We start from the raw sequence: 23,900 nt of genomic DNA, 5'->3' as shown, positions 1-23,900 counted from the left end.
CTGCTCTCCGAAAATCAGTGCGATTTTCGCGCCGATGCGCTGGGTTCAATGATGATCGTTCGCGCGAAGATGAAGTTGGGAGATCTCCAGCAACGAACTCAAGAGTGTCAATAAATTTGGACACGCCTGTAAAATTAGACGCCATTGTCTAAATCGTCAAGACGTCTTATCTTCGCTCGATGAAAGATAGCATGACACCGGCAGTCCGGATGATGGGGCATACGCAGCGTGGACAATGCGCCAAGCGTATGTCGATCCTCGACGCCGCCGCCGATGTCTTCTGCCGCCAGGGTTTTGCAGCCGCCAGCATCGACGAGATCGCCGCCGTCGCTTGTGTGTCCCGCCAGACGATCTACAATCACTACCGTGAAAAGGAGACGCTCTTCGTCGCCGTGGTCGAGGATGTGATGAACCGCGCCAACGCCATGCTCTTTTCCGTGCTGTCGACTTTTCCTGACAGCGCCGACGATCTGGAGGACGCTCTGACGGCGTTTGCCGTGCGCCTCAACAAAAATTGCATCTGCAATCATGACGGAAAATTCCTGCGCAAACTGGTGCAGACGGAAGGCGAGCGATATCCGCACCTCTTCGAAGGCTGGCGCCAGCAGGGGCCGGGCAAACTGACCACTGCGCTTTCCGCGCTTCTGGCGCGGCTTGCCCACAAACAGGCGCTGGCTATCGATGATTTCGACGTCGCCGCCCGGCAGTTCGTGGCGCTCGCCAATGCAGACCTGCAGATGATGACGCTGTTCGGCGGCACACCCAGCAATGAAGAACTGGAAAAGGCGGCACGCAATGCGGTGCGGACCTTTCTGAAGGCCTATGGCAGGCCGAAAGCCGAAAAAGCCGGCGGAGAGCCGCAGCTCGCGGCCATACCAGGCTGATCACACCCTGTGATCACCTAAAAACCGTCATCTGCGCCGGCACGACCGCAAACATGCCGACACGGCGCGCCGCAAGATATTTCAACAGCTGTTCGACAAGCGAAGGCATCACCGGCTTCTGGACGACGCCGACCGCTCCTTTGACGCCGTCGGCGACGGTCTCGGGATTGCCCGTCATGAAGACGACGGCGATACCATGCTCTTCCGCCAGCCGCCTGCCGAGCTCAGGCCCGGTCCGGCCATCGGCGAGATTGACGTCGACGAAGGCGATATCGGCGGACGGCGCCAGCCGCAGCGCCTGTTCGCGGTCATTCGCAAGGCCGGCGACCTGCATCCCAATGCCTTCCACCGTCGCGCCGAGATCGAGCGCGATCAGGAATTCATCTTCGACGATCAACACTCTCTGCTTCATGAGATCATCTTGTTGGTAGCGCCGCACGACATTGGTGGCCATGATCCGTCCTCTTGTTACGCATATACTTCGAAAGAAGGAGCCGCTTCGGCAGTCTGTCCCTGCCGAAACTCATTGTCGTAACGGGGAACCTGGCGATATGTTCCGCGGTGGAACGCGATTTTCGCCATTTAACATGTTGTTAACGTTTATAAATTCTTAACAGGAAAAGCCGCAAAAACAAAACCCGCCGCTTAATCATTTGAATTTTACCTGCCTACTTCTGGATGAGAGCGGGCAATGATACGATCAGATTATTCCATCGGCTTGGGCGATTGAGGATCACGTTGCGAACCAAACTTATCGTCCTTTTCATCGTGGCCGTCAGCCTGTTCGCCTATACCAAAGTGATGGCCAGAATCGGCTCGGGCTTGCCGCCCGCGGATGCACCTCCGGAGCAACGCGCCGACCTCATTCGCGTTTACAAGTCCGAACGCCGCATGGTCCTTTTCAGAGGCGACGCTGCAATCTCGGCCTATCAGATTTCCCTTGGAAGTGCTGCCGATGCGGGTCCCAAGCAACGCGAAGGCGACGAGAAAACACCGGAAGGGCGCTACGAGATAGACTGGCGCAATCCGAAATCCGTGGCGCATCTCAGCCTGCACATTTCCTATCCGAATCCGAATGAGCAGCATGAGGCTGAAGTCAATGGCTATCCGCCCGGCGGCAGCATCATGATCCACGGGCTGCCCAATGGCTGGGGCCTGCTCGGATGGATCCATCGCCTGTGGGACTGGACGGATGGCTGCATTGCGGTGACCGATGCGGAAATGCGCGATATTTGGGCTCGCGTTCCCGATCATACGCCCATCGACATCATGCCTTAAGCGGCTGCGGTCGGTTCACCGGCATCGACCCCGAAACCGAGCAGGCTCAGATCAGCCCTTGGTCTTCCCGACGAGCACCGGCTGGCTGCGGTAGTCGGTGGGAAACAGCGACTTCAAATTCTCGATCTTCGGCAGGTCGTTGTTGACGATATAGGGATAGGTCGGATTGCGCGTCAGGAAATCCTGGTGATAGGCCTCGGCGGGATAGAAGCCGGCGGCCTCGGACACCTTGGTCACGATCGGCTGCGGGAAGACGTGCGCCTTGTCGAGCTGATCGATATAGCGCTCGGCCACCTCTCGCTGCTCGGAAGCGGTGACGAACAGCGCCGAGCGGTACTGGGTGCCCCGGTCCGGTCCCTGGAAATTCAGCTGCGTCGGGTTGTGGGCCACCGAGAAGAAGATCTGCAGCAACCTGCCGTAGCTCACCTTCTTCGGATCGAACCTCACCTCGACGGCCTCTGCGTGACCGGTCGAACCGGTACTGACGGTTTCGTACTGTGCCGTTTTAGCCTCGCCGCCGGCATAACCGGAAACGGCGCTCTCGACGCCCCTCACATGCTGAAAGACGCCCTGGACGCCCCAGAAACATCCCCCGGCGAAAATGGCGGTTTCAGTAGCGGACCCGGCGGTTTCGTCAATGGTCGGCGGCGGAATGACGACCGCTTCCTCAGCGGCACATGCCATGCCCGCACCGAGCGAGACGACGACAGTGACGAGGAGCGAGGTAAGGTTGGAAGAGATGGGCATCGCGCTACCTCCTGAGGGTCGCTCAAATCCTTGCTCATCCTTGTAAAAGCGGCAAATCACAAGACGTTCACTCACGCCGATGTGACAACTAAATGAAAGCGTGTGCTTGAAGGCGAAACAGCGCTCAAGTTGAGTTGACAATCTCGTGAGGAGTGAGGAGAGTGCCGCCGATCTGAGCCAGCATTCCGGGGGGAACCTATGTCCGTGCGCTCGTTCTTTGCTTTCGCCACCATCGCATTTTTTTCCGCGATCGCCGTCGGTCTTCCGGTCGCCGCTGCGGAGACCAAGCGTGACATCCAGACGATCAAGGATGCCGATTTCTTCGGCTTCGATCTTCGCACCGAACAGAACGTCTCGCTCGATCAATGCAAGACCTCCTGCATCGGCGACAAGAGCTGCAAGGCCTTCACCTACAATCCCAAGGTGAAATGGTGCTTCCTGAAGTCCGATTTCAAGACGATGAACGCCTTCCCCGGCGCCGTCGCCGGCAAGATCGTCGAGACATCAGCCAAGCAGGAGCCGGATCTCGGCGCCGCGCCGCGTCTGAGCTTCCTGAGCAACGACCTCATTCAGCAGGCTCACGACTTCAAGGACAATCTCGCGCTCGCCGACGACCAGCAGGGCCAGGGCGTCGACAGCCTGACGGCCAATGCCCGCATCGATCTCACCGGCAACAATCTGGCCGACGCGCTGAAGTCCTTCCATGGCGCGCTGTCGATCACCCCTGACGACGCCGATCTCTGGCTGGAAACCGCCCGCGCCGCCGCTTCGCTCGGTAGCGCCGAGACCAACACATCAGGCCAGGCCGTGCTCGACGCGCTGAACGGCTACGAGCTGACGCGCACCAAGCCCAAGCGCGCTGAGGCGCTCGCCGTCCTCGCCGACGCCCTGGATCGAAACGCCAATTACCGCGCGGCGCTCAACGCCTACAAGGCGAGTCTGGCGCTGGTTGCCTCCGAGGATGTGCAGGCGGCTTACCTGCAGTTGAAATCGACGCAGGGCTTCCGCATCACCGAACACACGGTCGACGCCGACAGCGCCACGCCGCGGGCCTGCGTCACCTTCTCGGAGGCGCTAATCAAGACCACCGACTACACGCCCTTCGTGACGCTGAACGGCGAGGCGCCAAAGGCGGTCGAAACCAAGGATAAGCAGATCTGCGTCGAGGGCCTGACGCACGGCCAGACCTACAAGATCGCCTTCCGCAACGGCCTGCCGTCATCGGTCGACGAGACGCTCGATGCACCTGTTACCATCGACGTCTATATCAAGGACCGCACCCAGATGGTGCGCTTCACCGGCGACAGCTTCGTGCTGCCCTCGACGGCGCGCCGCGGCATCCCGATCGTTTCGGTCAACCTGACTTCCGCCAATCTCAAGCTCTACCGTATCGGCGATCGCGCCATCGCGCCGCTCTTGACCAACTCGCAGTTCCTGAGCCAGCTCGACGGCTACAGCGCCCAGAATATCGAGGATCAAAGCGGCGAACTCGTCTGGCAGGGTTCGATCGACATCGCCAACGAGCTCAACAAGGACATCATCACCAGCTTCCCCGTCGACGAGGCGCTGCCCGAGCGCAAGCCCGGCATCTACGTGATGACGGCGACGGCGCCGAATGGACCGACGCAGGAGTGGGATTCGCAGGCGACGCAATGGTTCCTCGTCTCCGACATCGGCGTCACCACCTATGCCGGCACCGACGGGCTCAATGTCTTTACCCGTTCGCTCGCCTCGGCCAAGCCGATATCGGGCGTCGAATTGCAGCTGCTTGCTAAGAACAATGAAGTGCTCGGCACCGCCACCACCGACGAAAACGGCCGCGCCACCTTCACTGCCGGCCTCATCCGCGGCACGGCGGCCCTGACGCCCGCCGTCATCACCGCGAAAAACGGCGCCTCGGACTACGTCTTCCTCGACATGACGCGCGCCGGCTTCGATCTCTCCGACCGCGGCGTCACCGGCCGCGCCTCACCCGGCGCGATCGACGTGCTGACCTTTACCGAACGCGGCATCTATCGCGCCGGTGAAACGGTCCACGCTCAGGCGCTTGCCCGCGACACCGACGGCAACGCCATCGAGAATCTGCCGCTGACTTTCATCTTCAGCCGCCCTGATGGCGTCGAAGACCGCCGGATCGTCAGCCAGACCAGCAATCTCGGCGGTTATTCCGTCGATTTCACCACCCAGGCAAACGCCATGCGCGGCACCTGGACGATGAACATCTACACCGATCCGAAGGGCAGCGCGATCGCCAGCAAAAGTTTCCTCGTCGACGACTTCGTGCCCGATCGCACCGACATGGAGATCAAAACCGAAGCCAAGGAGATCGGCCCGGATACGCCGGCGAACATCACCATCTCAGGCAAGTATCTCTATGGCGCGCCGGCCGTCGGCCTGACGCTCGAGGGCGACGTCGTCGTCAAGCCCACGCGTGAGAGCGCCGCCTATAAGGGCTACCTCTTCGGGCTTGCCGACGAGGAGGCGAACGAGGATTCGCGTCTACCGATCGAAGGACTGCCGGAACTCGACGAAAACGGCGAAGCTTCGACGGACCTCACCGTCGGCGACCTGCCGGCAACGACGCAGCTGCTCAACGCCACCGTCTATATACGCATGCAGGAAGCAGGCGGGCGTGCCATCGAGCGCTCGCTTGTCCTTCCGGTTAAGAACGAGCGCGCCTCGATCGGTATCAAGCCGGAATTTTCCGACGAGTTGCCCGAGAATTCCATCGCCAATTTCACGGTGATCGGCGTCAATGCTAACGGACAGAAGCAGGAGATGAAGGACCTGCGCTGGAAGTTCTACAGCCTCAACCGCGAATACCAATGGTACCGCGAAGGGACGGCCTGGAAATACGAGCCGGTCTATACCGCCGAGCAGGTTTCCAACGGCAGCGTCGACGCGACGATGGATGGCGGCAAGATTTCCGTGCCGGTAACCTGGGGCCGCTACCGCCTCGAAGTGGAAAGCCCTGATGCCGACGGCCCTACGTCCAGCGTCGAATTCGACGCCGGCTGGTTCGTCGCCTCGACCTCGACCGAAACGCCGGATGGCCTGGAAATCGCCCTCGACAAGGACAGCTACAAGATCGGCGAAACAGCCAAGCTGAAAATCACGTCGCGCTATGGCGGCGAACTGATGGTGACGGCCGGAACCGAAAAGCTCGTGGCCGTAGAGAACGCCACGATCGGCGAGACCGGCGGCGAGATCGACATCCCGGTCACGGCGGACTGGGGCGCCGGCGCCTATGTCACGGCGACGCTCTTCCGCCCAGGCGACGCGCAGGACAGCCACATGCCGATGCGCTCGATCGGCATAAAATGGCTGAAGGTCGATCCCGAACAGCGTGCACTTGCGGTAAAGATCGATACGCCGGAAAAGATGCTGCCGCGCGGGCCGCTTGATATCGGCCTGCAGGTAACCGGCGCCGGCGCCAACGAGGATGCCTACGTGACGGTTGCCGCCGTCGATGTCGGCATTCTCAACCTGACGCGTTATGAACCGCCGAACCCCGAAGACTGGTACTTCGGCCAGCGTCAGCTAGGTCTCGAGATCCGCGACCTCTATGGCAGGCTGATCGACGGCTCGCTGGGCGCGACCGGCAAGCTCAGGAGCGGCGGCGACGGTGGCGCCATTGCGCTGCAGGCAAGCCCGCCGACGCAGAAGCTCGTCGCCTTCTTCTCCGGCCCCGTCAAGCTCGACTCCGAGGGCAAGGCGAAGGTCTCCTTCGACATTCCGCAGTTCAACGGCACGGCGCGCGTCATGGCAGTCGCCTGGTCGAAGACTGGCGTCGGCCACGGCGTCAAGGACGTCATCATCCGCGATCCCGTGGTGGTGACGGCGAGCCTGCCGAAATTCCTCGCTCCCGGCGACAAGGCCAAACTGCGCCTCGACATCGCTAATACCGATGCGCCGGCCGGCGACTACAAGCTGCAGCTGACCGGCAACGACGCAGTCGGCATCGAAGCAGCATCCGCCGCGCAGACGATCCGCCTCGAAGCCGGCGCGAAATCCGAACTGACGCTTTCGCTCATCGGCAATCAGCCGGGCGCCGGCAGCGTCTCGATCAACCTTTCGGACGCCTCCGGCCTTTCACTCGACCAGGTCATCGACGTGCCGGTGCGCCCCTCATCCCTGCCGATCACCCAACGCAGGGTGCTGGCGCTGAAGCCGGGCGCCAAGCTGACGGTGGACAAGAACCTGTTGGCCGACAGCGTGCTGCCCGGCGCCTCGATCAGCGTCAACGTCACCCGTTCGGCGGCCTTCGACATTCCGGCGCTGCTGATGACGCTCGACCGCTACCCCTTCGGCTGCGCCGAGCAGACCACCAGCCGGGCGCTGCCGCTGCTCTACTTCGCCGAAGTGGCGAAACAGGCCGGCATCGAAAATGATGACGACGTTCACAGCAGAGTGCAGGACGCGATCTATCGGGTGCTCTCCTACCAGGCCTCTGCCGGCAGCTTCGGCCTCTGGGGTCCGGATTCCGGCGACGTCTGGCTCGATTCCTACGTCACCGATTTCCTGACGCGCGCCCGCGAAATGAAATATGACGTCCCGGAAAAGGCCTTCGTGCAGGCGCTCGAAAACCTGCAGAACACGCTTTCCTACACCACCGACATCAAGGGCCAGGGCGACCAGATCGCCTATGCCATCTATGTTCTCGCCCGCAACAAGAAGGCCGCGATCAGCGATCTGCGTTATTATGCCGACACGATGATCAACGACTTCCCGACGCCGCTTGCCAAGGCGCATATCGCCGCCGCACTGGCGCTTTATGGCGACGCCCAGCGTTCCAAGAATATTTTCATCGACGCGCTGCAGATGTCGCAGCAATCGATGGTGTCGCGCGTCAACCTGTCGCGCACCGATTACGGCACGATCCTGCGCGACGGTGCGGCGATCCTGGCGCTCGCCGCCGAAAGCCGGCCGGTACCGCCTGTCATCCCGGATCTCGCCAAGGCCGTTGCCAAGGAATGGGGCCGCAGCAAATATAAGAGCACCCAGGAAGAGGCCTGGATGCTGCTTGCCGCGCGCGCCCTCCAGGGCGGTGATGACGGTCTGAAGATCGATGTCAATGGCGCCGCCCACAGCGGCGCCTATATGGCACGCATGACCGGCGATGCGCTCGCCGATCATCCGCTGACGCTGACCAACCAGACGAACGACTCCGTCTCCGCTGTCGTCACCACAGTCGCCGCCCCCACCGTGCCGCTGCCGGCCGGCGGCGACGGCTTCTTCATCGAGCGCAGCTATTACACGCTTGACGGCGAGGGGGCCAATATCAGCGAGGCGAAGCAGAACGAGCGCTACGTGGTCGTAATCCACGTGCGCGAGACCAATGACTGGCAATCGCGCATCGTCATCACCGACCTTCTGCCGGCCGGCTTCGAGATCGACAATCCGAATCTCGTCGACAGCGCCCAGATGACGAATTTCGACTGGATCGGCGAAATATCAGCCGCCCATACCGAGTTCCGTTATGACCGCTTTGTCGCCGCCTTCAACCGCGCGCCGGGCGACGAGCGTGAATTCAACGTCGCCTATGTCGTGCGCGCCGTCACCCCCGGCACCTACGACCATCCGGCGGCAAGCGTCGAGGACATGTACCGGCCGGAGCTTTCGGCCCGCACGGCGACCGGCAAGATGGAGGTCGTAGCAGCGCAAAAATGAGGCTGTGGCACAAGCTCGCGATCGGCTCCGCCGCCGGCATCCTTCTTGCCGGCGGGGCTCTCCTCGTGCTCGACGCCGCCGACCGCGCCTTTCCGCCGCCGCTCGACAAGGCGGCTGTGGTTTCACCCGAGGTGCTGGATGCCGATGGGCAGCTGTTGCGCGCTTTCGCGACGCCGGAGGGCCGTTGGCGGCTGAAGACTGTGGTCGCCGACGTCGATCCGCAATTTCTGCGCATGCTTGTTGCCTATGAGGATCAGCGTTTCTACGATCACTGCGGCATCGATATCTGGGCGCTCGGGCGCGCCAGCCTGCAGTTCGTCCGCAACGGCCACATCGTCTCCGGCGCCTCGACGCTTTCGATGCAGGTGGCCCGGCTGATCGAGCCGCGCGCCGAACGCTCGTTTTCAGCAAAGCTTCTGCAGCTCGCACGCGCCGTGCAGATCGAACGGCGGCTGTCGAAGGAAGAGATCCTCGACCTCTATCTGACGCATGCGCCCTATGGCGGCAACCTCGAGGGCGTGCGCGCCGCAAGCCTTGCCTATTTCGGCAAGGAGCCGCGCCGCCTGACAGTGGCCGAGGCGGCGCTGCTGGTCGCCCTGCCGCAATTGCCGGAACGGCGTCGGCCGGACCGCAATCTCAAGGCCGCGCAGGAGGCGCGCAAGCGCGTGCTCGACCGCGTCGCAGTGGCCGAGGCCATCGGCGACGGCGAGGCGGAACGGGCCGAAACGGTCGCCATTCCCCCGCGGCGCCTGCAACTGCCTGCCCTTGCCGCCCATATCGGCGAAGCCGCTTTGCGCAAGGAGCCTCTGGTCCTCAAGCATCAGACGACGTTGAAGAAGCAGGTGCAGCAGGGGCTGGAATCCGTGGCGCGCGCAGCGACGACGAAGCTAGGGCCGAAGCTTTCACTCGCCATGGTGATGGCGGATGCGCAGACCGGCGCGATTGTCGGTGAAGTCGGCTCGGCTGATTATTTCGACGCCAGCCGCTCCGGCTGGATCGACATGACCCGCGTCAACCGCTCGCCGGGCTCGACGCTGAAGCCCTTCATCTACGGGCTTGCCTTCGAGCAGGGCCTCGTTTCCCAGGAGACGATCATCGAAGACCGGCCGGCCGATTTCTTCGGCTATCGGCCGCGCAATTTCGACATGAGCTACCAAGGCGATGTCACCGTGCGCGAGGCCTTGCAGCTCTCCTTGAACGTGCCGGCCGTCAAGCTGCTTGACGCCGTCGGGCCGTCGCGGCTGCTGGTGCGCTTCCGCCGCGCCGAAGTGCGTCCGGCCCTGCCGCCGAATGAAACGCCCGGACTGGCGATCGGTCTCGGCGGCGTCGGCATCACGCTGAAGGATCTGGTGCAGCTTTACACTGCGCTCGCCAACCGCGGCCAGCCGGCACGGCTCGGCGACGGTGTCACCGGCACACCGGGCAAGCTCGACGGTGAACCGCTGCTGGAACCGGTCGCGGTCTGGAACGTCGCCGATATCCTCTCCGGCGTCATTCCCCCCGCCAGCGCGCCGCAGCGCGGCATCGCCTATAAGACCGGGACGAGCTACGGCTATCGCGACGCCTGGTCGGTCGGCTATGACGGCCGGTATGTGCTCGGCGTCTGGGTCGGACGGCCCGATAACAGCGCCGTGCCCGGTCTGACCGGCTATGGCACCGCCGCGCCGATCCTGTTCGAGGCTTTCGCCAAATCCGGCATCGCCACCACGCCCCTGCCCCGCCCGCCGGCAGGCGCCGTGCGCATCGCTCAGTCGGAGCTGCCGATCAGCCAGCGGCGTTTTGCGCTGAATGCCAGCGGCCTGCTCGTCGCTTCCGGCCGCGAGCCAGCGCCGCTGATCGTCTATCCGCCCGAGGGCGCTCATATCGATCTCGGCGCGAAAGCGGGCGACCTGTCGCCGCTGCTGTTGAAGCTGCAAGGTGGCCGCGCGCCCTTCCGCTGGCTTGCCAACGGCAAGCCCTTGCCCGATCTCTCGCGCCGGCGCACCCAGCAATGGCTGCCCGACGGCGGCGGCTATTCGAAACTGACCGTCATCGATTCAGCCGGACGCGCCGCAAGTGTCGGCGTTTTCATCGACTGAAGGAACCAAATTAGTCCGACAACCGTTGGAAAAGGTCTCCCTCCAACGTCAGACGGCCTCATGACTCTTCCGACAGCGACCTACCGGATACAGTTCCGCAACGGCATGACCTTCGATGGTGCCTGCGACCTCGTTCCCTATCTCAAGACGCTCGGCATCAGCCATCTCTATGCCTCACCGATCTTCACCGCTGTCAGCGGCTCGACTCACGGCTATGATGTCATCGACGCCAATGAGATCGATCCGGCGCTTGGCGGTCGCGCGGGGTTCGACCGGCTGACGGAAAGCCTCGCCTCGGCGGGCATGGGATTGGTTCTCGACATCGTTCCGAACCATATGGCCGCTTCGCCTGAGAACGCCTGGTGGCGGGACGTGCTGGCCTTCGGTCCGCAAAGCGCTTATGCCAGTCATTTCGATATCGACTGGAGCGAGCCGCTGACACTGCCGCAGCTCGGCCAGGATTTCGAAGAGGCGCTAGCATCAGGCGAACTGCGCCTCGTGCTCGACGAGACGCACGGCAATTTCGCCTTGGCCAATTTTCCGACGCTATTGCCCCTCAAACCCGGCAGCTACGGCGCGATCGCGAACCGGCTCGGCGATCCGGTCGCAACGCGAATGGCAGAGGCCGCGGCCGTGACGTCAGGCGAGGACTTCGCCCGCGCGCTGCGCGACATCCTCTTCGAGGGCGGCGATCGGGCGGTCCTTCGGGAGAAACTCGAGGACGCCTCGACCGATCGCGAATTCCTCAGGAGCCTGCATGACGAGCAGCATTGGCGGCTGATCCATTGGAAGGAAGCGGCGCGGCATCTGAGTTACCGTCGCTTCTTCGAGGTGACCGGACTGGTCGGCACCCGCGTCGAGGATCCCCAGGTATTCGAGGACATGCATCGGCTGGTGCTCGAACTCGTGCGCCATGGCAAGGTGCAGGGCCTGCGCATCGACCATGTTGACGGACTTGCCGAACCCACGGCCTATCTCGACAGGCTGAGGGCAGCAGTCGGGACCGACACCTATATCGTTGTCGAAAAGATCCTCGGGGCGGGCGAGGTCCTGCCGGAGAGCTGGCCGGTTGCCGGAACCACCGGATATGAATTCATCGCCGCCCTCGGCGAGCTCTTCATCGACGCCGGCGGCCTGCGGATACTGGACGGTGCCTATCGCGGCCTCGCCGGCGAGGCGGGCGATCTCGAGGAGGGCCGGCGGCTAGCCAAACGACAGATGGTCGAGCGCAATTTTGCCGGCGAGACCGGCAGGCTGGTCGCGATGGCAGCGGGAATCTTTCCCGGGATAAACCGGGAAGAAATCGCCACCGCTGTGCGCGAGCTGCTGATCGCATTCCCCGTCTACCGCACCTATGGCGACGGCGGTCCGCTGAGCTGGCAAGATTCGGCCGTCCTTGCCGCGACCGCATCCCAGGTCATGCCGCGTCTCGACGACCGGCGCGCGCTCGATCACGTGCTGAAGCTTCTCGAAGGCAAGATTGACGGTGACGCGGCCCACGAATTCCGGATCCGCTTCCAGCAGCTGAGCGGGCCTGTCATGGCGAAAGCGACAGAGGATACGCTGTTCTACCGCTATAACAGGCTGCTTGCCGCAAGCGAGGTCGGCGGCGAACCCGGAAAGGCACCCGAGGGGCCGGACGGATTCCATCGTCGCATGGCCGAGCGGGCGCGGCTGCAGCCGCATGGGCTTTCGGCAAGCTCCACTCACGACACCAAACGCGGCGAGGATGCACGCGCAAGACTCTACGTCTTGAGCGAGGGCGCGGACGTTTTTGCCCAGGCGGTGGAGCGTTGGCGTGACATGAACCTGTCCTGGCTGAAGGATCTGCCGGGTGGTGCAGCGCCGGAACCGAATACCGAATGGATGCTGTATCAGGCGCTCGCCGGCGTCTGGCCGGAAGAATTCGACAGAGCAAAGGGGGACGACCTCCGCGTGCGCTTTACCGATTACGCGGTCAAGGCGGTGCGCGAGGCGAAATTACGAAGCGACTGGACCGAACAGGATGACGCTTACGAGGAGGCGATCACCGCCTATGCAGCGGCGCTGGTGTCGCCGGACAATGACGCCTTTCTGGAAGATTTCGAACGAGTGCTGCAGCCCTTCATTGCGGCGGGGTACGTGAACAGCCTTTCGCAGACGCTGCTCAAGCTGACCGCGCCGGGAATTCCCGACATTTACCAAGGCGCGGAAGGCTTCGATTTCAGTCTTGTCGATCCCGACAATCGCCGGCCGGTCGATCATGCCAGGCTGACGACCTGGCTTGATGAAGCCGGACCGATCGCCAAGCTCCAGGCGGCGGCCTTGAAGCAGCGTATCATCGCAATCGGTCTGCAGCTGCGCCGGCGGCACCCGGTTCTCTTTGCCCGGGGTGACTATCTGCCGTTGAAGACGACAGGCAGCCGCCGTGATCACGTGCTGGCCTTTGCCCGCGTGCACAACAGCGAATTCGCGATCACCGTCGTCCCGCGGCTGATGTTCGGCTGGCTCGATCCCGGCGTGCTTTTTGCCGGCCCGGAGTTCTGGGAAGAAACAGCGATCGCGGTCCCCTCCCCTCTTCACGGGTTGAAGGCGGATCTCGTGACCGGAAAAACGATCGAGCCGGGAGGCAGCATTTCGGTGGCCGCACTGCTCGGGAGCCAGCCGCTCGGTCTGATCAACCCGATTTGAGGATCGGGCGGGACCTGAGAAATCGGGCAATGCCACCACAGCGACACGCGCAGCGGCAGTTTTCGATAAAATCGACATCGTTAAATTTAGTGCTTGACCTTCCAGTTGCTGGAAGGTGGATAAGTCTCTCCAACTGCCCTTCGGGCATAGGAGATAGTCATGGATACCAAGCACGAACACGGCCACCATCATCATCACAATCACAGCCACGGCAACGGTCACTGCCATTGCGGCCATGATCATCAGGAGAAGACCGCCGAACAGGTGATCCGCGATCCCGTCTGCGGCATGACGGTCGATCCGCAAGCCGGCAAACCCTCGTTCGACCACATGGGCCGTGTCTATCATTTCTGCTCCGAGAGTTGCCGGACGAAGTTTGCGGCTCAGCCGCAGGATTATCTGACGGCGAAGGATCCCGTCTGCGGCATGACCGTCGATCGTTCGACGGCAAAATACTTCGTCAAATTCGAGGGCGAGAAATTCTACTTCTGCTCGGCCGCTTGCCAAACGAAATTCGAGGCCGACCCGTCGGCCTATCGCGGCGGCGCCCGTCCGGCGGCAAAGCCGGCACCGAAGGGTACGCTCTATACCTGCCCGATGCATCCGGAAGTCGTCAGCGACCGGCCCGGCGATTGCCCGAAATGCGGCATGGCGCTGGAGCCGATGGGCATTCCTCCGGCCGATGAAGGACCGAATCCAGAGCTTGTCGATTTCGTCAGGCGGCTTTGGGTCAGCGCCGGCCTTGCCCTGCCGCTGCTGGCGCTCGGCATGGGGCCGATGCTCGGCCTGCCGCTTCGCGAAGCGATCGGCGAACCACGGGCAACCTATATTGAGCTAGCGCTCGCAACGCCGGTCGTGCTGTGGGCCGCCCTGCCCTTCTTCCGCCGCGCCTGGGCTTCTCTCGTCAACCGCAGCCCGAACATGTGGACGCTGATCGGCCTCGGCGTCGGCACCGCCTATGTCTACAGCGTGGTCGCCACGCTTGCGCCCGGTCTTTTCCCGATGAGCTTTCGCGGCCATGGCGCCACCGTGCCTGTCTATTTCGAGGCGGCCGCCGTCATCGTCGCCCTGGTCTTCGTCGGCCAGGTGCTGGAATTGAAGGCACGCGAGCGGACCGGCTCGGCGATCCGCGCGCTGCTCGACCTCGCGCCGAAGACGGCGCGGCGCATTGATGCCGATGGCAACGAGAGGGACGTGCCGGTAGAGGAGATCCAGACCGGCGACCGGCTGCGCGTGCGCCCGGGCGAGCGCGTACCGGTGGACGGTTCCGTCCTGGAGGGCCAGTCGACGGTCGACGAATCGATGATATCGGGCGAGCCCCTGCCCGTCGAGAAGACGACGGGCGACGGGCTGACCGGCGGCACGATCAACAAGAACGGCTCTCTCGTCATGTCGGCGGAGAAAGTCGGCGCAGACACGGTGCTGTCTCGTATCGTCGACATGGTCGCCAAGGCGCAGCGTTCGCGGGCACCGATTCAGGGCGCGGTCGACCGGGTGTCGGCCTTCTTCGTGCCCGCCGTCGTCGCCGTCGCAATGCTTGCCTTCGTCGTCTGGGCAGCGATCGGGCCGGAGCCGAGCCTGGCAAACGCGCTGCTTGCCGCCGTCGCCGTTCTGATCATCGCCTGCCCCTGTGCGCTCGGCCTTGCGACGCCGATGTCGATCATGATCGCGACCGGGCGCGGCGCTGGCGAAGGCGTGCTGATCAAGGACGCCGAAGCGCTGGAGCGCTTTTCCAAAGTCGACACGCTGATTGTCGACAAGACCGGCACGCTGACCGAAGGCAAGCCCGTGCTCACCGACATCGTCGCCGCAGGCGGCGTCGAGGAGAACCGGCTGCTGTCGCTGGCCGCAAGCCTTGAGCGCGGCTCGGAGCATCCGCTGGCCGAAGCGATCGTTGCCGGCGCCGAAGAACGCGGTGCCGCCTTCGTGGAGGTGAGCGGCTTCGAGGCGAAGACCGGCAAGGGGGTCCAGGGCATAGCCGACGGTACGAAGGTGGCACTCGGCAATGCTGCGCTGCTCACCGATCTCGGCGTCGATCCGTCGGCGCTGTCGGAGAAGACCGAAGCCCTGCGCGGCGATGGCAAGACGGTGATGTTCGTGACCCTCGACGGCAAGCTCGCCGGTCTCGTCGCCGTCGCCGACCGGATCAAGCCGACGACATCAACTGCCATCAAGGCGCTGCACGACAGCGGGCTGAAGATCATCATGGCGACTGGCGACAACGAGCGCACGGCGCGGGCGGTCGCGAACAGCCTCGGCATTGACGAGGTCCGCGCCGACGTGCTGCCGGAAGGCAAGAAGGCGCTGATCGAGGAACTGCGCGCCAAGGGCGCGGTGATCGCCATGGCAGGCGACGGCGTCAACGACGCCCCGGCTCTTGCGACAGCCGATGTCGGCATCGCCATGGGCACCGGCGCCGATGTTGCAATGGAAAGCGCGGGCATTACCTTGGTCAAAGGCGATCTCAACGGGATCGTCAGGGCGCGGCGGCTGGCGGAGGCGACGATGCGCAATATCCGCCAGAATCTCGGCTTCGCCTTCGGCTATAACGCGCTCGGCGTTCCGGTCGCTGCCGGGATCCTCTATCCCGTTTTCGGCTTGCTGCTCTCGCCGATGATCGCGGCGGCGGCGATGAGCCTCTCGTCGGTATCGGTGATCGCTAATGCGCTGAGACTGCGCTTTGCAAAATTATAGGAGACGGCCATGAATATCGGCGAAGCATCTGAGCGCTCCGGCCTGCCTTCGAAGACCATCCGCTACTACGAGGATATCGGCCTGATCCGCCCCGAAAGGGGCGGAAACGGCTATCGCGACTATGCTGCGGCCGATGTTCACAAGCTGCGCTTCCTGCAGCGTTCGCGCGGCCTCGGCTTTTCCGTCGAGGAATGCCGGCAGTTGCTGGCGCTTTATGAGGACAAAGCCCGGGCGAGCGCCGATGTCAGGGGCATTGCCGAGACGAAACTCGGAGAAATCGACCGCAAGATCCGCGAGCTGACGGAACTTCGCCGCACCCTCGAGCACCTCGTGCATGCCTGCCATGGCAACGACCGACCGGATTGTCCGATTCTCGAAGAGCTCTCGGACGGTGGCTGACCATCCTGGGAAAGCCGGAAGGCTCTAGCTGACCGTCTGGAACGGCGCCGGCTCGGCGGGCTCGTCCTCGTCGCCGTCGTCAAACACGCCCTCATCGAGGCGGTGCTTGATCGCAAGCGCGTAAATCACGTCGAGAATATTGCGGTCTTTGAGATGAGGATCGGTCAGAGCGAGAAGCGAAGCTCTGACGATCTTCTTGCTGGTGGCTTTCGGGCATCGTGCCTTGACGAAATCATAGAGTGCCTCACTCGTCAGCCCTTCCATGGCGCCGTCCACGAGAGCTTCGTAGACCCGCTTCTTTTCCTTCATCCTATATCGTCCCCTGCAAATCAGCGGGGTGATGATCTGTCATGTAATTGTCATAAACAATCGCCGATTTTGGCATGCGCTGACGGGTGGTATTTCCCCGCATCATTTTTTATGCCGCCGGGAATAAAATCCGCAGCGGTTGCGTATACTCAAGCATGGAACGCAAAGACCGCCCCTTCGATGTCATCGGACAGCTTGCAGCGCTGCGGCGCTATGCGCGCGCTCTGGTGCGCAACTCGGATGAGGCAGAGGATCTGGTGCATGATGCTCTGGTGCGCGCCTTAGAGAAGAGAAAAAGCTTCCGAAGCGGTGGCAATCTGCGCACCTGGCTGCTTTCCATCCTGCACAATGCCCATATCGATCGTCTTCGCCGGAACCGGTCGCTGACTCGTCGCCACGACGAAGCGGCTATCGAAGGCGAGCAGTCGCTGCCGGCCGGCCAGGAACATGCGGTGCGCCTGCAGCAGGTGCGCGACGCCTTCTTCGACCTGCCGGAGGAACAGCGCGAGGCGCTGCATCTCGTTGCCATCGAAGACCTTTCCTATCAGGAAGCCGCCAATGCGCTCGGTATTCCGATCGGCACCCTGATGTCGCGCATCTCCCGTGCCCGGGCGCAACTGCGCGAATTCGAGGAGAAGACGCCGCGCGTTTCGCATCTCAAATTAATCGGAGGGAGCGGCAATGAAAGCAGTTGATCCGATCATCGATGCCGATCTCGATGCCTATGTGGATGGCGAGCTCGATGTCGCCCGCCGTATTCAGGTCGAATCCTATCTGTCGGAGAATCCGGCGATTGCCGCCAAGGTCATGGCCGATCTCAGCATGAAAGGTGAGCTGCGCTTGGCGCTTGCCGGCGAAAATGCCTTCGGCCGTCCTGAGACCCGCGATGCCGCCCGCCGGCTGGAGCGCGGCCTTTCCTATGGCCGTATTCTTCATTCCATGCAGCGCATCGCCGCCGTCGGCATTCTGGTTACCGCCGGCTGGGTGGCGCATAATTCCTTCGGCGCTTTTTCGGCGACCGAGGTGGCGGCTTCTGTTCCGGCGCCTGCTTATGTCGAGGATGCCGTCCGCGCTTATCAGACCGCGGCCCTTCGCGCCTCGATGCCTTCGCAGACCCCGACTAGCTATAGCGCCGAGGACATCCGCGCCGCCACCGCGATCGTCATGCCTGAGTTGCCGAAAGACTGGAAGATCGCCGACGTGCAGATATTCCCGTCCGAATTCGGACCGAGCGTCGAGATGGCGATAACGGTGGCCGATGGAAAACGGCTGTCGCTTTTCGCCGTCCGGCCGGGAGCCTTCGAGGTCCGGCAGGTCAGCCATCTCGCACTCGAAAAAGCAGAAGCCGCCTATTGGCAGATCGGCGACGTCGCCTATGCGCTGATCGCCGACGATAGCGGCGTCAATCTCGATCAGGCGGCCGAACGGCTCGCCCGCTCGCTCTACTAGTTCAAACCGAGGAGATCAGCATGAACCCGATCAATCCCCGCTATGGAGCCGTCGCCGGCTCCCAAGCCCTTTTCGACGAGGGTCTGCGTCAGCATATGCTGCGCGTCTACAACTATATGGGCCTTGGCCTCGTCATCACCGGCATCGTTGCCTTCATCGTCGGCTCGACGCCGGCGCTTTATGTCCCGATCTTCGGCTCACCGCTGAAGTGGGTGGTGATGCTCGCGCCCCTCGCCTTCGTCTTCTTCTTCTCCTTCCGCATCCAGACCATGTCGGCGAGCACCGCTCAGATCACCTTCTGGGCCTTCTGCGCCGTGATGGGCCTGTCGCTTGCCTCCGTCTTCCTGGTCTTCACCAAGACGAGCATCGCCCAGACCTTCTTCATCACCGCGGCCATGTTCGGCTCCACCAGCCTTTACGGCTACACGACCAAGCGTGACCTCTCGAAGATGGGCTCGTTCCTGATGATGGGTCTCTTCGGCATCATCATCGCCGCCATGGTCAACATCTTCCTGGGTTCGAGTGCCCTGCAGTTTGCCATCTCGGTGATCGGCATCGTCGTCTTCGTCGGCCTGACCGCCTACGACACGCAGAACATCAAGGAACAATATTCGGAAAATTACGATCAGGAATCGAACCAGAAGCTTGCCGTTTTCGGTGCGCTCTCGCTCTACCTGAACTTCGTCAACATCTTCCAGCTTCTGCTCAACTTCACCGGCGAGCGGGAATAGGACCGCGCTTCTGGGGGCAATGGAAGCGCAAGAGCGTCCGGTCTGCAATCTGTGACAGGATGGCAGACCGGGCGCTCACTCTCAAAGGTACGGCCGGAGGTCCAACCGGCCGTGTTTTTATTTCAGATGATGCCCCAGGCGCGATAGCGGCCGCGGCCGGTGATTTCACGAATGCCGATCTCGTTGACGAGGTTCAGCGCGCCGCGCGGCGTGATGCGCAGCTGACGGGCGATCATCGCTGCCGACACCATCGGCCGCGACAGGATGAAATCGGCAAGCTCCGGCAGGCTGCTGTTCGAGCGACGGCCGCGAAAGCGCAGCTCCATTTGCTTGCGGGCCAGCGATAACCGGTCGATTTCCTTGAGGCCAGCCGCCGCAGCCAGCTGCATCGCTTCGAGAAAAGCTTGCAGCCGCGTCACCCGGTCACGGGCCCGACGCCGCTCGTGGCGCACCAATTTCAGCCCGCCGTAAAAGGAAAAGAGATGCGAAGCGACCTTGCCGCGGGCGCGCAGGTAGCTTTCGACCAGAAGCCCGCCCAGCCAATGCTGACGCCGCAACGGCTCGATCCTGTCCCAGGCTTCGAACAGGATCACGGCGCCTAGAACCGGCGGCAGGTTGTCGGCCAGGGGCAGCACGCACCGCCACTCCGCAAGCCGCTGCTCCTCATCCCATTCCTCGTCGCCAAGCAGGCCGAGAGGGTCATCGTTGCGCTTGGCCGGAAATATTGCGGCCGCCTCGCCAGGCAGCGCTTTGCCCGTATGGATGTCGATGAGCTTCTGCGAGCGGGCAAGAATGGCATCGATCTCGGCCATTTCGGCGGCGAGCGGCGCGTCTTCATCCTCGCCCTCATCGTCGGCCCCGACCGCAGCCGCCCGGCTCTTGGCTTCCTGAGTGAGGCCCTCCCCTTCCCCTGTGGTCGCGGTCAGCGTTGCCAGCCCCGAGGCGCCGAGAGCCCAGGACGGTTCGCCGGTCCATATGCGCCGACGCGTCCGCAGCACCGAATGGGCGATCGTCAGCTCGTGGCTCGGAGCGCGGCTATCCATATGCGCGTCGTGCAGAACGAGATCCTCGACATGAACGAGCTCGCCGGCGACCCATAACGCACCAGCGGCATCAAAAAAGTGACTGCGTTCGGCAAATCCCTCACCAACCGACGAACGCAACACCCGCTCGTCCAGCCGCGCCACCGCATCCTCCGCGGCGGCAAGCAATGGAAGCAGGGTTTGGAGCATTATACCGTCGATATCATAGCGCATTGTTAAGCTTTACGGTTTTTCACAAATGGAAGCAAAATAGCTATTTCCTTCCGCCATCTATGACATGGTTAACGGTTTGTTTCAACAAAAGCGCGAGGGAAGGAAGCGAAGAAGATGGCCGATCGCCGATCCACAGTCCCTTTAACCTCTGCAACTGGCGCGAAGCTTTTGGGCCGTTCATCCGGTTTTTCTCGCCATCGGACCATTGGCCCGCATCAACGCCATCAGCATCGGACCGAGCGAGAATTCACCGCGCTCCGCCCGCCGCGTCAGATCACGCAGATAGCCGCCCGCCGAATTGATATGGCCGCCGCGTTCCAGAATGCAGGCGATTACCGTGGCAGCATTTTCCGGCCCCATAACATCGCAGGCCTGCTGGTAGGCGCTGGGACTGACGCCGAGGGTGGAACGGACGACGACGGCGGCGGCCATCAAATCCCGCCAGCTGCCGATCCCGCCGCCCGGCCCATAGGCAACAATCTCGGGGCAGGCCTGCAGCACCATGGCCAGGGGGAAGGATTTCGGTGGCTCCCGCCACGGCCGCGGTTCTTCCTCCGACTTTGCGCCCTGCTTCGTTTCGAAGCTTGGTTCAAGTTCAGATATGGGGTGTGGGTTTGAATTATGTATGTGCCGACCGTTTTGGCTGTCTTTGGCGTCTGTTTTTCCTGCTTTTGTCTTCGATTCCAGCGTCTTGACGATCAGCTCGCGGAAGGCTTCGAGATCGGTCAGCACGCTCTCAATCTCGGCGGCCGATGGACGGCGCGGCAGGCTTGCCGAAAGGCGATTGAAATGCTGCTGCATCTCGATCCATTCGCCGGCAATTTCCTCTTCCAGCGCGATCTCGATGAGCTTGGCGATATCGCGCCGGCAAAGGCTCAGCCGCTCCCTCAGACGCTTCCATTCAAGCTTGTCGGCAAGCACCTGCGCCGCGTGGGCTTCGATCTCGCGAGCGCGCACGAGGAGTGGCGCCAGGCTGAAGCCGAAGGCTTCCCCGAGCCCGCCCTCGCCGTTGCGGCGGGCAAAACGTTTTCCGTTCGGACTGTCGCGCCGGATGATCAGGCCGGCCTCCACCAGGATCGCCAGATTTCGCCGTAGCGTGGTTCCGGCCATGCCATGGGTGCGCAGCGACAGTTGCTCATTCGACGGAAAGACGACGAAACCGTTGGCTTCGGCAATCTCGTTCTTCGGATAGAAGGTCAACAGTGCGTTGAGAACGGCAAGCGCACGGTCGGACACGCCGATCATGCTCTTTGCTTCGCAGAGCGCGCGAAAGATCTTCCATTTGTCGACCGATGCGTCCGCATCGATCCTGCTGGCGCTTTCCTGACTTGCCAGCATGCCAAGCGTCATCGACCGCCGCCCGAAGGGCGTCGATACATATTGAGGCTCCATGTCCCTCACCTTTTTTCAAGGCAAAAGAAATCTACCACCCAAAAGGATGCCGAAGATGCTTGACACTGATTCGAGGAAGTGCGATTCTCAGATTGTCCAGATATGAGAAAGGCTTCCGCGACGGCAACGTTCGGAGGCTTTTTTCTTTTGCGGCCTACTCTCCTGCTTGCAACTTGCCGGCCTGATAGGCTTCGTAAAGCTCATCGAGACGGCGTGAAATGTAAGCGCCGAAATCCGGCGCATCGCCTGTTTTCAACGCGATCGTGAAGGAATTGCCGGCGCGTCTGATTCGGCCGGCAATCTTGCCGCCGTTCTTCGGCTTCCAGTCATATTCGGAGGGCTCCGGCTTCGCCTCTTTCCTGGCAAGTTCGGCGACCAGAAGCTCGAATCGGCGGTCGCTCTCCTCCGCCCTGAACCCATCCGAGGCGATAAGCTTCGCAAGCCGCGGCGCCGCCGTCCCATTCCAGACCTGGGCAAGCGCCATCCACTTGCGTCGTCCGATCCCGGGTGCGGCCCCCACCGACCTGATGATCTCGGCCGGAATGGCCCTGGCGACCGACAACAGCTTCGATAGCTCCGTCTTATCAGTAGACAGCGCCTTCATGATGACGGGACGCTCAAAGCCCTTGATCTCAAGATTGAGAGCGAAGACGGCGCGTTCGATATAGGAAAGGTTCCGGCGCGCCGAATTCTCGATGCCCTGCGCAATAACGACATCGGTGTCGTCGAGCTGACGGACGATCGCCTGCACCTTGCGTCCGAGCAGCTTGACGGCCTGCAGCCGGCGATGGCCGTAGGCGATCTGGTAACGCTCGCCGACTTCGGGATGTCGCCGAACAAGGATCGGCACTTCCTGGCCATTGTCGGCAATCGACTGCACCAGCTCGTCCTCAAGATCGAGCGGATGGTCGGCAAGGCGGTCGCGGACGAAGGAAGAATCGATCAGATCGGGATCGAGTTCGACGATGCGCTCGCCGGAGAGCAAAGCTTCCTGCATCGCCCTGCTCTCTTCCTCCATGCGGCCGAGGGTCAGCGCCATTGTCCGCACCGGCCCGGCCGATCCGCGCGAAGACGGCTCCTCGTAGTTGGCCGCGGCCAACTCCTGCGCCGTATCGTCGAACAAGCCTTTCAGGCGATCGCGTCTACTCATGTGCGGCCCCAGGCTTTGTGAATGCCGGCAAGAACCTCGCCATTGGCAGCGTTGACTGATTCCAGCGCCCGGTCATACGTCGAGCGGCGCACCTGCCCCTTCTCAATTTCGTAAAGCGTCTGCTTCGTCAGCCCGGCATCTGCGATTGCTGTCGATTTGAGGATGGTTGCCGTCAGCACGTCGTCACCGAACAGGCTGCGCAGCAGCGCGACGATCTGCGACTGCGGCGCATCAAAGGGTTCGTGGCGGGTGACGACATATTTGATGAAGTCGTGCTGCAGGTCGCCGCCGGCCCTGCGAACCACAGAGAGAAGATCCGAGGTCATCAACAGGAACTGCGACATGGAGGCGACATCGACCATCTGCGGGTGGATGGTGATGAGCAGCGACGTGGCAGCGCAAACGGCACCGAGGGTGAGGTAGCCGAGCTGCGGCGGGCAGTCGATCACCACCACGTCGTAATCGGCCTCGACCTCGGCAATCGCGACGCCGACGCGGCGGAAAAACAGCTCGGCCGGCTTCTGGCGATCATTGAGCGCCCGCGGCGTCTCATGCTCGAACTCCATCAATTCGAGATTGCCGGGCACCAGATCGAGTCCGTCGAAATAGGTCTTGCGGACGATCTCCTTCAGCGGCTTACGAGCCGCATCGTAGCGAATGGCCCCATAAAGCGTATCGCCGTCGGAAAGATCGAATTCCGGCTGAACGCCCAGCATGGAGGAGAGCGAGGCCTGCGGATCGAGATCGATCGCCAGCACCCGGTACCCCTCCAGTGCCAGATATTGCGCCAGATAAAGCGTCGTCGTCGTCTTGGCCGAACCACCCTTGAAATTGGTGACGGCGACCGTCTGCAGCTTTTCGCCGGGGCGACGCCACGGGAGGTAACTCAGCGCATCCTTCGGCTTGAGGTTCGCCATGTAATGGCGCAATTCATTGATCTGCCCGAGCGTATAGGAGCGTCGACCATTTGAGGAAAGCTCCGGCTGCGGCCCCTTGCCATCCAGCGAAAGCTGGCGAAGATAACCATCGGAAACGCCGATCATCTGGGCGGCTTCGCCGGAGGAGAATGTGCGCAGCGTCTTCTGCGCAAGCGGCGGAAACAGCTTGTCGCGGAGCAGCTTCAGTTGGCGCGAAAGCTGGTTCGCATGCCGCTCGATCCGCACGTCCGTCGTTGATACGCTAATGTTGTCCAA

General features: G+C 62.4%; 17 protein-coding genes. 10 read left to right on the top strand and 7 right to left on the bottom strand.

The genetic code is table 11. The annotated features are described in order from the left end of the window. Positions 1 to 179: 179 nt before the first annotated feature. Positions 180 to 884 carry a TetR/AcrR family transcriptional regulator gene (locus tag NMA58_RS27270; protein WP_434714642.1) on the top strand — a complete coding sequence of 235 codons (705 nt, stop codon included), beginning with the start codon at positions 180 to 182 and terminating at the stop codon, positions 882 to 884. A 13-nt stretch (positions 885 to 897) separates the two neighbouring features. On the opposite strand, the gene NMA58_RS27265 is transcribed toward NMA58_RS27270, so the two are convergent. Then, on the bottom strand, positions 898 to 1,338 hold the full coding sequence (locus NMA58_RS27265) for a response regulator (protein WP_434714641.1): 441 nt from the start codon (positions 1,336 to 1,338) through the stop codon (positions 898 to 900). 284 nt (positions 1,339 to 1,622) lie between these two features. Here NMA58_RS27265 and NMA58_RS27260 point away from each other — a divergent pair, with 284 nt between their 5' ends. Next, complete coding sequence (locus NMA58_RS27260) at positions 1,623 to 2,162, top strand: L,D-transpeptidase family protein (RefSeq protein ID WP_434714640.1); 540 nt, start codon at positions 1,623 to 1,625, stop codon at positions 2,160 to 2,162. Between the two features lie 51 nt (positions 2,163 to 2,213). On the opposite strand, the gene msrA is transcribed toward NMA58_RS27260, so the two are convergent. Then, complete coding sequence (gene msrA, locus NMA58_RS27255) at positions 2,214 to 2,909, bottom strand: peptide-methionine (S)-S-oxide reductase MsrA (RefSeq protein ID WP_434714639.1); 696 nt, start codon at positions 2,907 to 2,909, stop codon at positions 2,214 to 2,216. Positions 2,910 to 3,107: 198 nt separating this feature from the next. Between msrA and NMA58_RS27250 the strand changes: the two genes are divergently transcribed. From NMA58_RS27250 to cueR, 5 genes are all read left to right on the top strand, one after another. Then, positions 3,108 to 8,579: an MG2 domain-containing protein gene (locus NMA58_RS27250; RefSeq protein ID WP_434714638.1), complete on the top strand. Its 5,472-nt coding sequence runs from the start codon at positions 3,108 to 3,110 to the stop codon at positions 8,577 to 8,579. Continuing rightward, positions 8,576 to 10,657: a penicillin-binding protein 1C gene (gene pbpC, locus NMA58_RS27245; protein WP_434714637.1), complete on the top strand. Its 2,082-nt coding sequence runs from the start codon at positions 8,576 to 8,578 to the stop codon at positions 10,655 to 10,657. The genes NMA58_RS27250 and pbpC overlap by 4 nt, the downstream gene beginning before the upstream one ends. A 60-nt stretch (positions 10,658 to 10,717) precedes the next feature. Continuing rightward, positions 10,718 to 13,327, top strand: coding sequence for a malto-oligosyltrehalose synthase (gene treY, locus NMA58_RS27240; RefSeq protein WP_434714636.1), 2,610 nt, complete (start codon positions 10,718 to 10,720; stop codon positions 13,325 to 13,327). A gap of 159 nt (positions 13,328 to 13,486) precedes the next feature. Beyond that, complete coding sequence (locus NMA58_RS27235) at positions 13,487 to 16,021, top strand: heavy metal translocating P-type ATPase (RefSeq protein ID WP_434714635.1); 2,535 nt, start codon at positions 13,487 to 13,489, stop codon at positions 16,019 to 16,021. A gap of 9 nt (positions 16,022 to 16,030) precedes the next feature. Next, complete coding sequence (cueR, locus tag NMA58_RS27230; RefSeq protein ID WP_434714634.1) at positions 16,031 to 16,420, top strand: Cu(I)-responsive transcriptional regulator; 390 nt, start codon at positions 16,031 to 16,033, stop codon at positions 16,418 to 16,420. Between the two features lie 24 nt (positions 16,421 to 16,444). On the opposite strand, the gene NMA58_RS27225 is transcribed toward cueR, so the two are convergent. After that, on the bottom strand, positions 16,445 to 16,729 hold the full coding sequence (locus NMA58_RS27225) for a hypothetical protein (protein WP_434714633.1): 285 nt from the start codon (positions 16,727 to 16,729) through the stop codon (positions 16,445 to 16,447). 155 nt (positions 16,730 to 16,884) lie between these two features. On the opposite strand from NMA58_RS27225, the gene NMA58_RS27220 reads away from it, so the two are divergent. The 3 genes from NMA58_RS27220 to NMA58_RS27210 are packed head-to-tail and all read left to right on the top strand — an operon-like array spanning position 16,885 to position 18,909. Further along, positions 16,885 to 17,424 carry a sigma-70 family RNA polymerase sigma factor gene (locus tag NMA58_RS27220; RefSeq protein WP_430958973.1) on the top strand — a complete coding sequence of 180 codons (540 nt, stop codon included), beginning with the start codon at positions 16,885 to 16,887 and terminating at the stop codon, positions 17,422 to 17,424. Beyond that, entirely contained in the window at positions 17,411 to 18,178 is a 768-nt protein-coding gene (locus NMA58_RS27215; RefSeq protein WP_430958972.1) for an anti-sigma factor family protein, read from the top strand. The genes NMA58_RS27220 and NMA58_RS27215 overlap by 14 nt, the downstream gene beginning before the upstream one ends. Before the next feature lie 20 nt (positions 18,179 to 18,198). After that, complete coding sequence (locus tag NMA58_RS27210) at positions 18,199 to 18,909, top strand: Bax inhibitor-1/YccA family protein (RefSeq protein WP_430958971.1); 711 nt, start codon at positions 18,199 to 18,201, stop codon at positions 18,907 to 18,909. A 122-nt stretch (positions 18,910 to 19,031) separates the two neighbouring features. Here NMA58_RS27210 and NMA58_RS27205 read toward each other — a convergent pair whose 3' ends face one another. The 4 genes from NMA58_RS27205 to repA all read right to left on the bottom strand — a co-directional run bounded on the left by NMA58_RS27205 (position 19,032) and on the right by repA (position 23,900). Continuing rightward, positions 19,032 to 20,165: an RHE_PE00001 family protein gene (locus NMA58_RS27205; protein ID WP_434714632.1), complete on the bottom strand. Its 1,134-nt coding sequence runs from the start codon at positions 20,163 to 20,165 to the stop codon at positions 19,032 to 19,034. Positions 20,166 to 20,342: 177 nt separating this feature from the next. Then, positions 20,343 to 21,557: a plasmid replication protein RepC gene (gene repC / locus NMA58_RS27200; protein ID WP_434714631.1), complete on the bottom strand. Its 1,215-nt coding sequence runs from the start codon at positions 21,555 to 21,557 to the stop codon at positions 20,343 to 20,345. Between the two features lie 154 nt (positions 21,558 to 21,711). Beyond that, positions 21,712 to 22,707: a plasmid partitioning protein RepB gene (repB, locus tag NMA58_RS27195; protein ID WP_434714630.1), complete on the bottom strand. Its 996-nt coding sequence runs from the start codon at positions 22,705 to 22,707 to the stop codon at positions 21,712 to 21,714. Beyond that, complete coding sequence (gene repA, locus NMA58_RS27190; protein ID WP_085781242.1) at positions 22,704 to 23,900, bottom strand: plasmid partitioning protein RepA; 1,197 nt, start codon at positions 23,898 to 23,900, stop codon at positions 22,704 to 22,706. Before repA ends, repB begins: the two co-directional genes overlap by 4 nt.

Origin of the sequence: Rhizobium sp. YTUHZ045, assembly GCF_051124255.1 — a bacterium.
Classification (GTDB): Bacteria; Pseudomonadota; Alphaproteobacteria; order Rhizobiales; family Rhizobiaceae; genus Rhizobium.
This window is presented reverse-complemented; position numbering and strand designations above follow the sequence as displayed.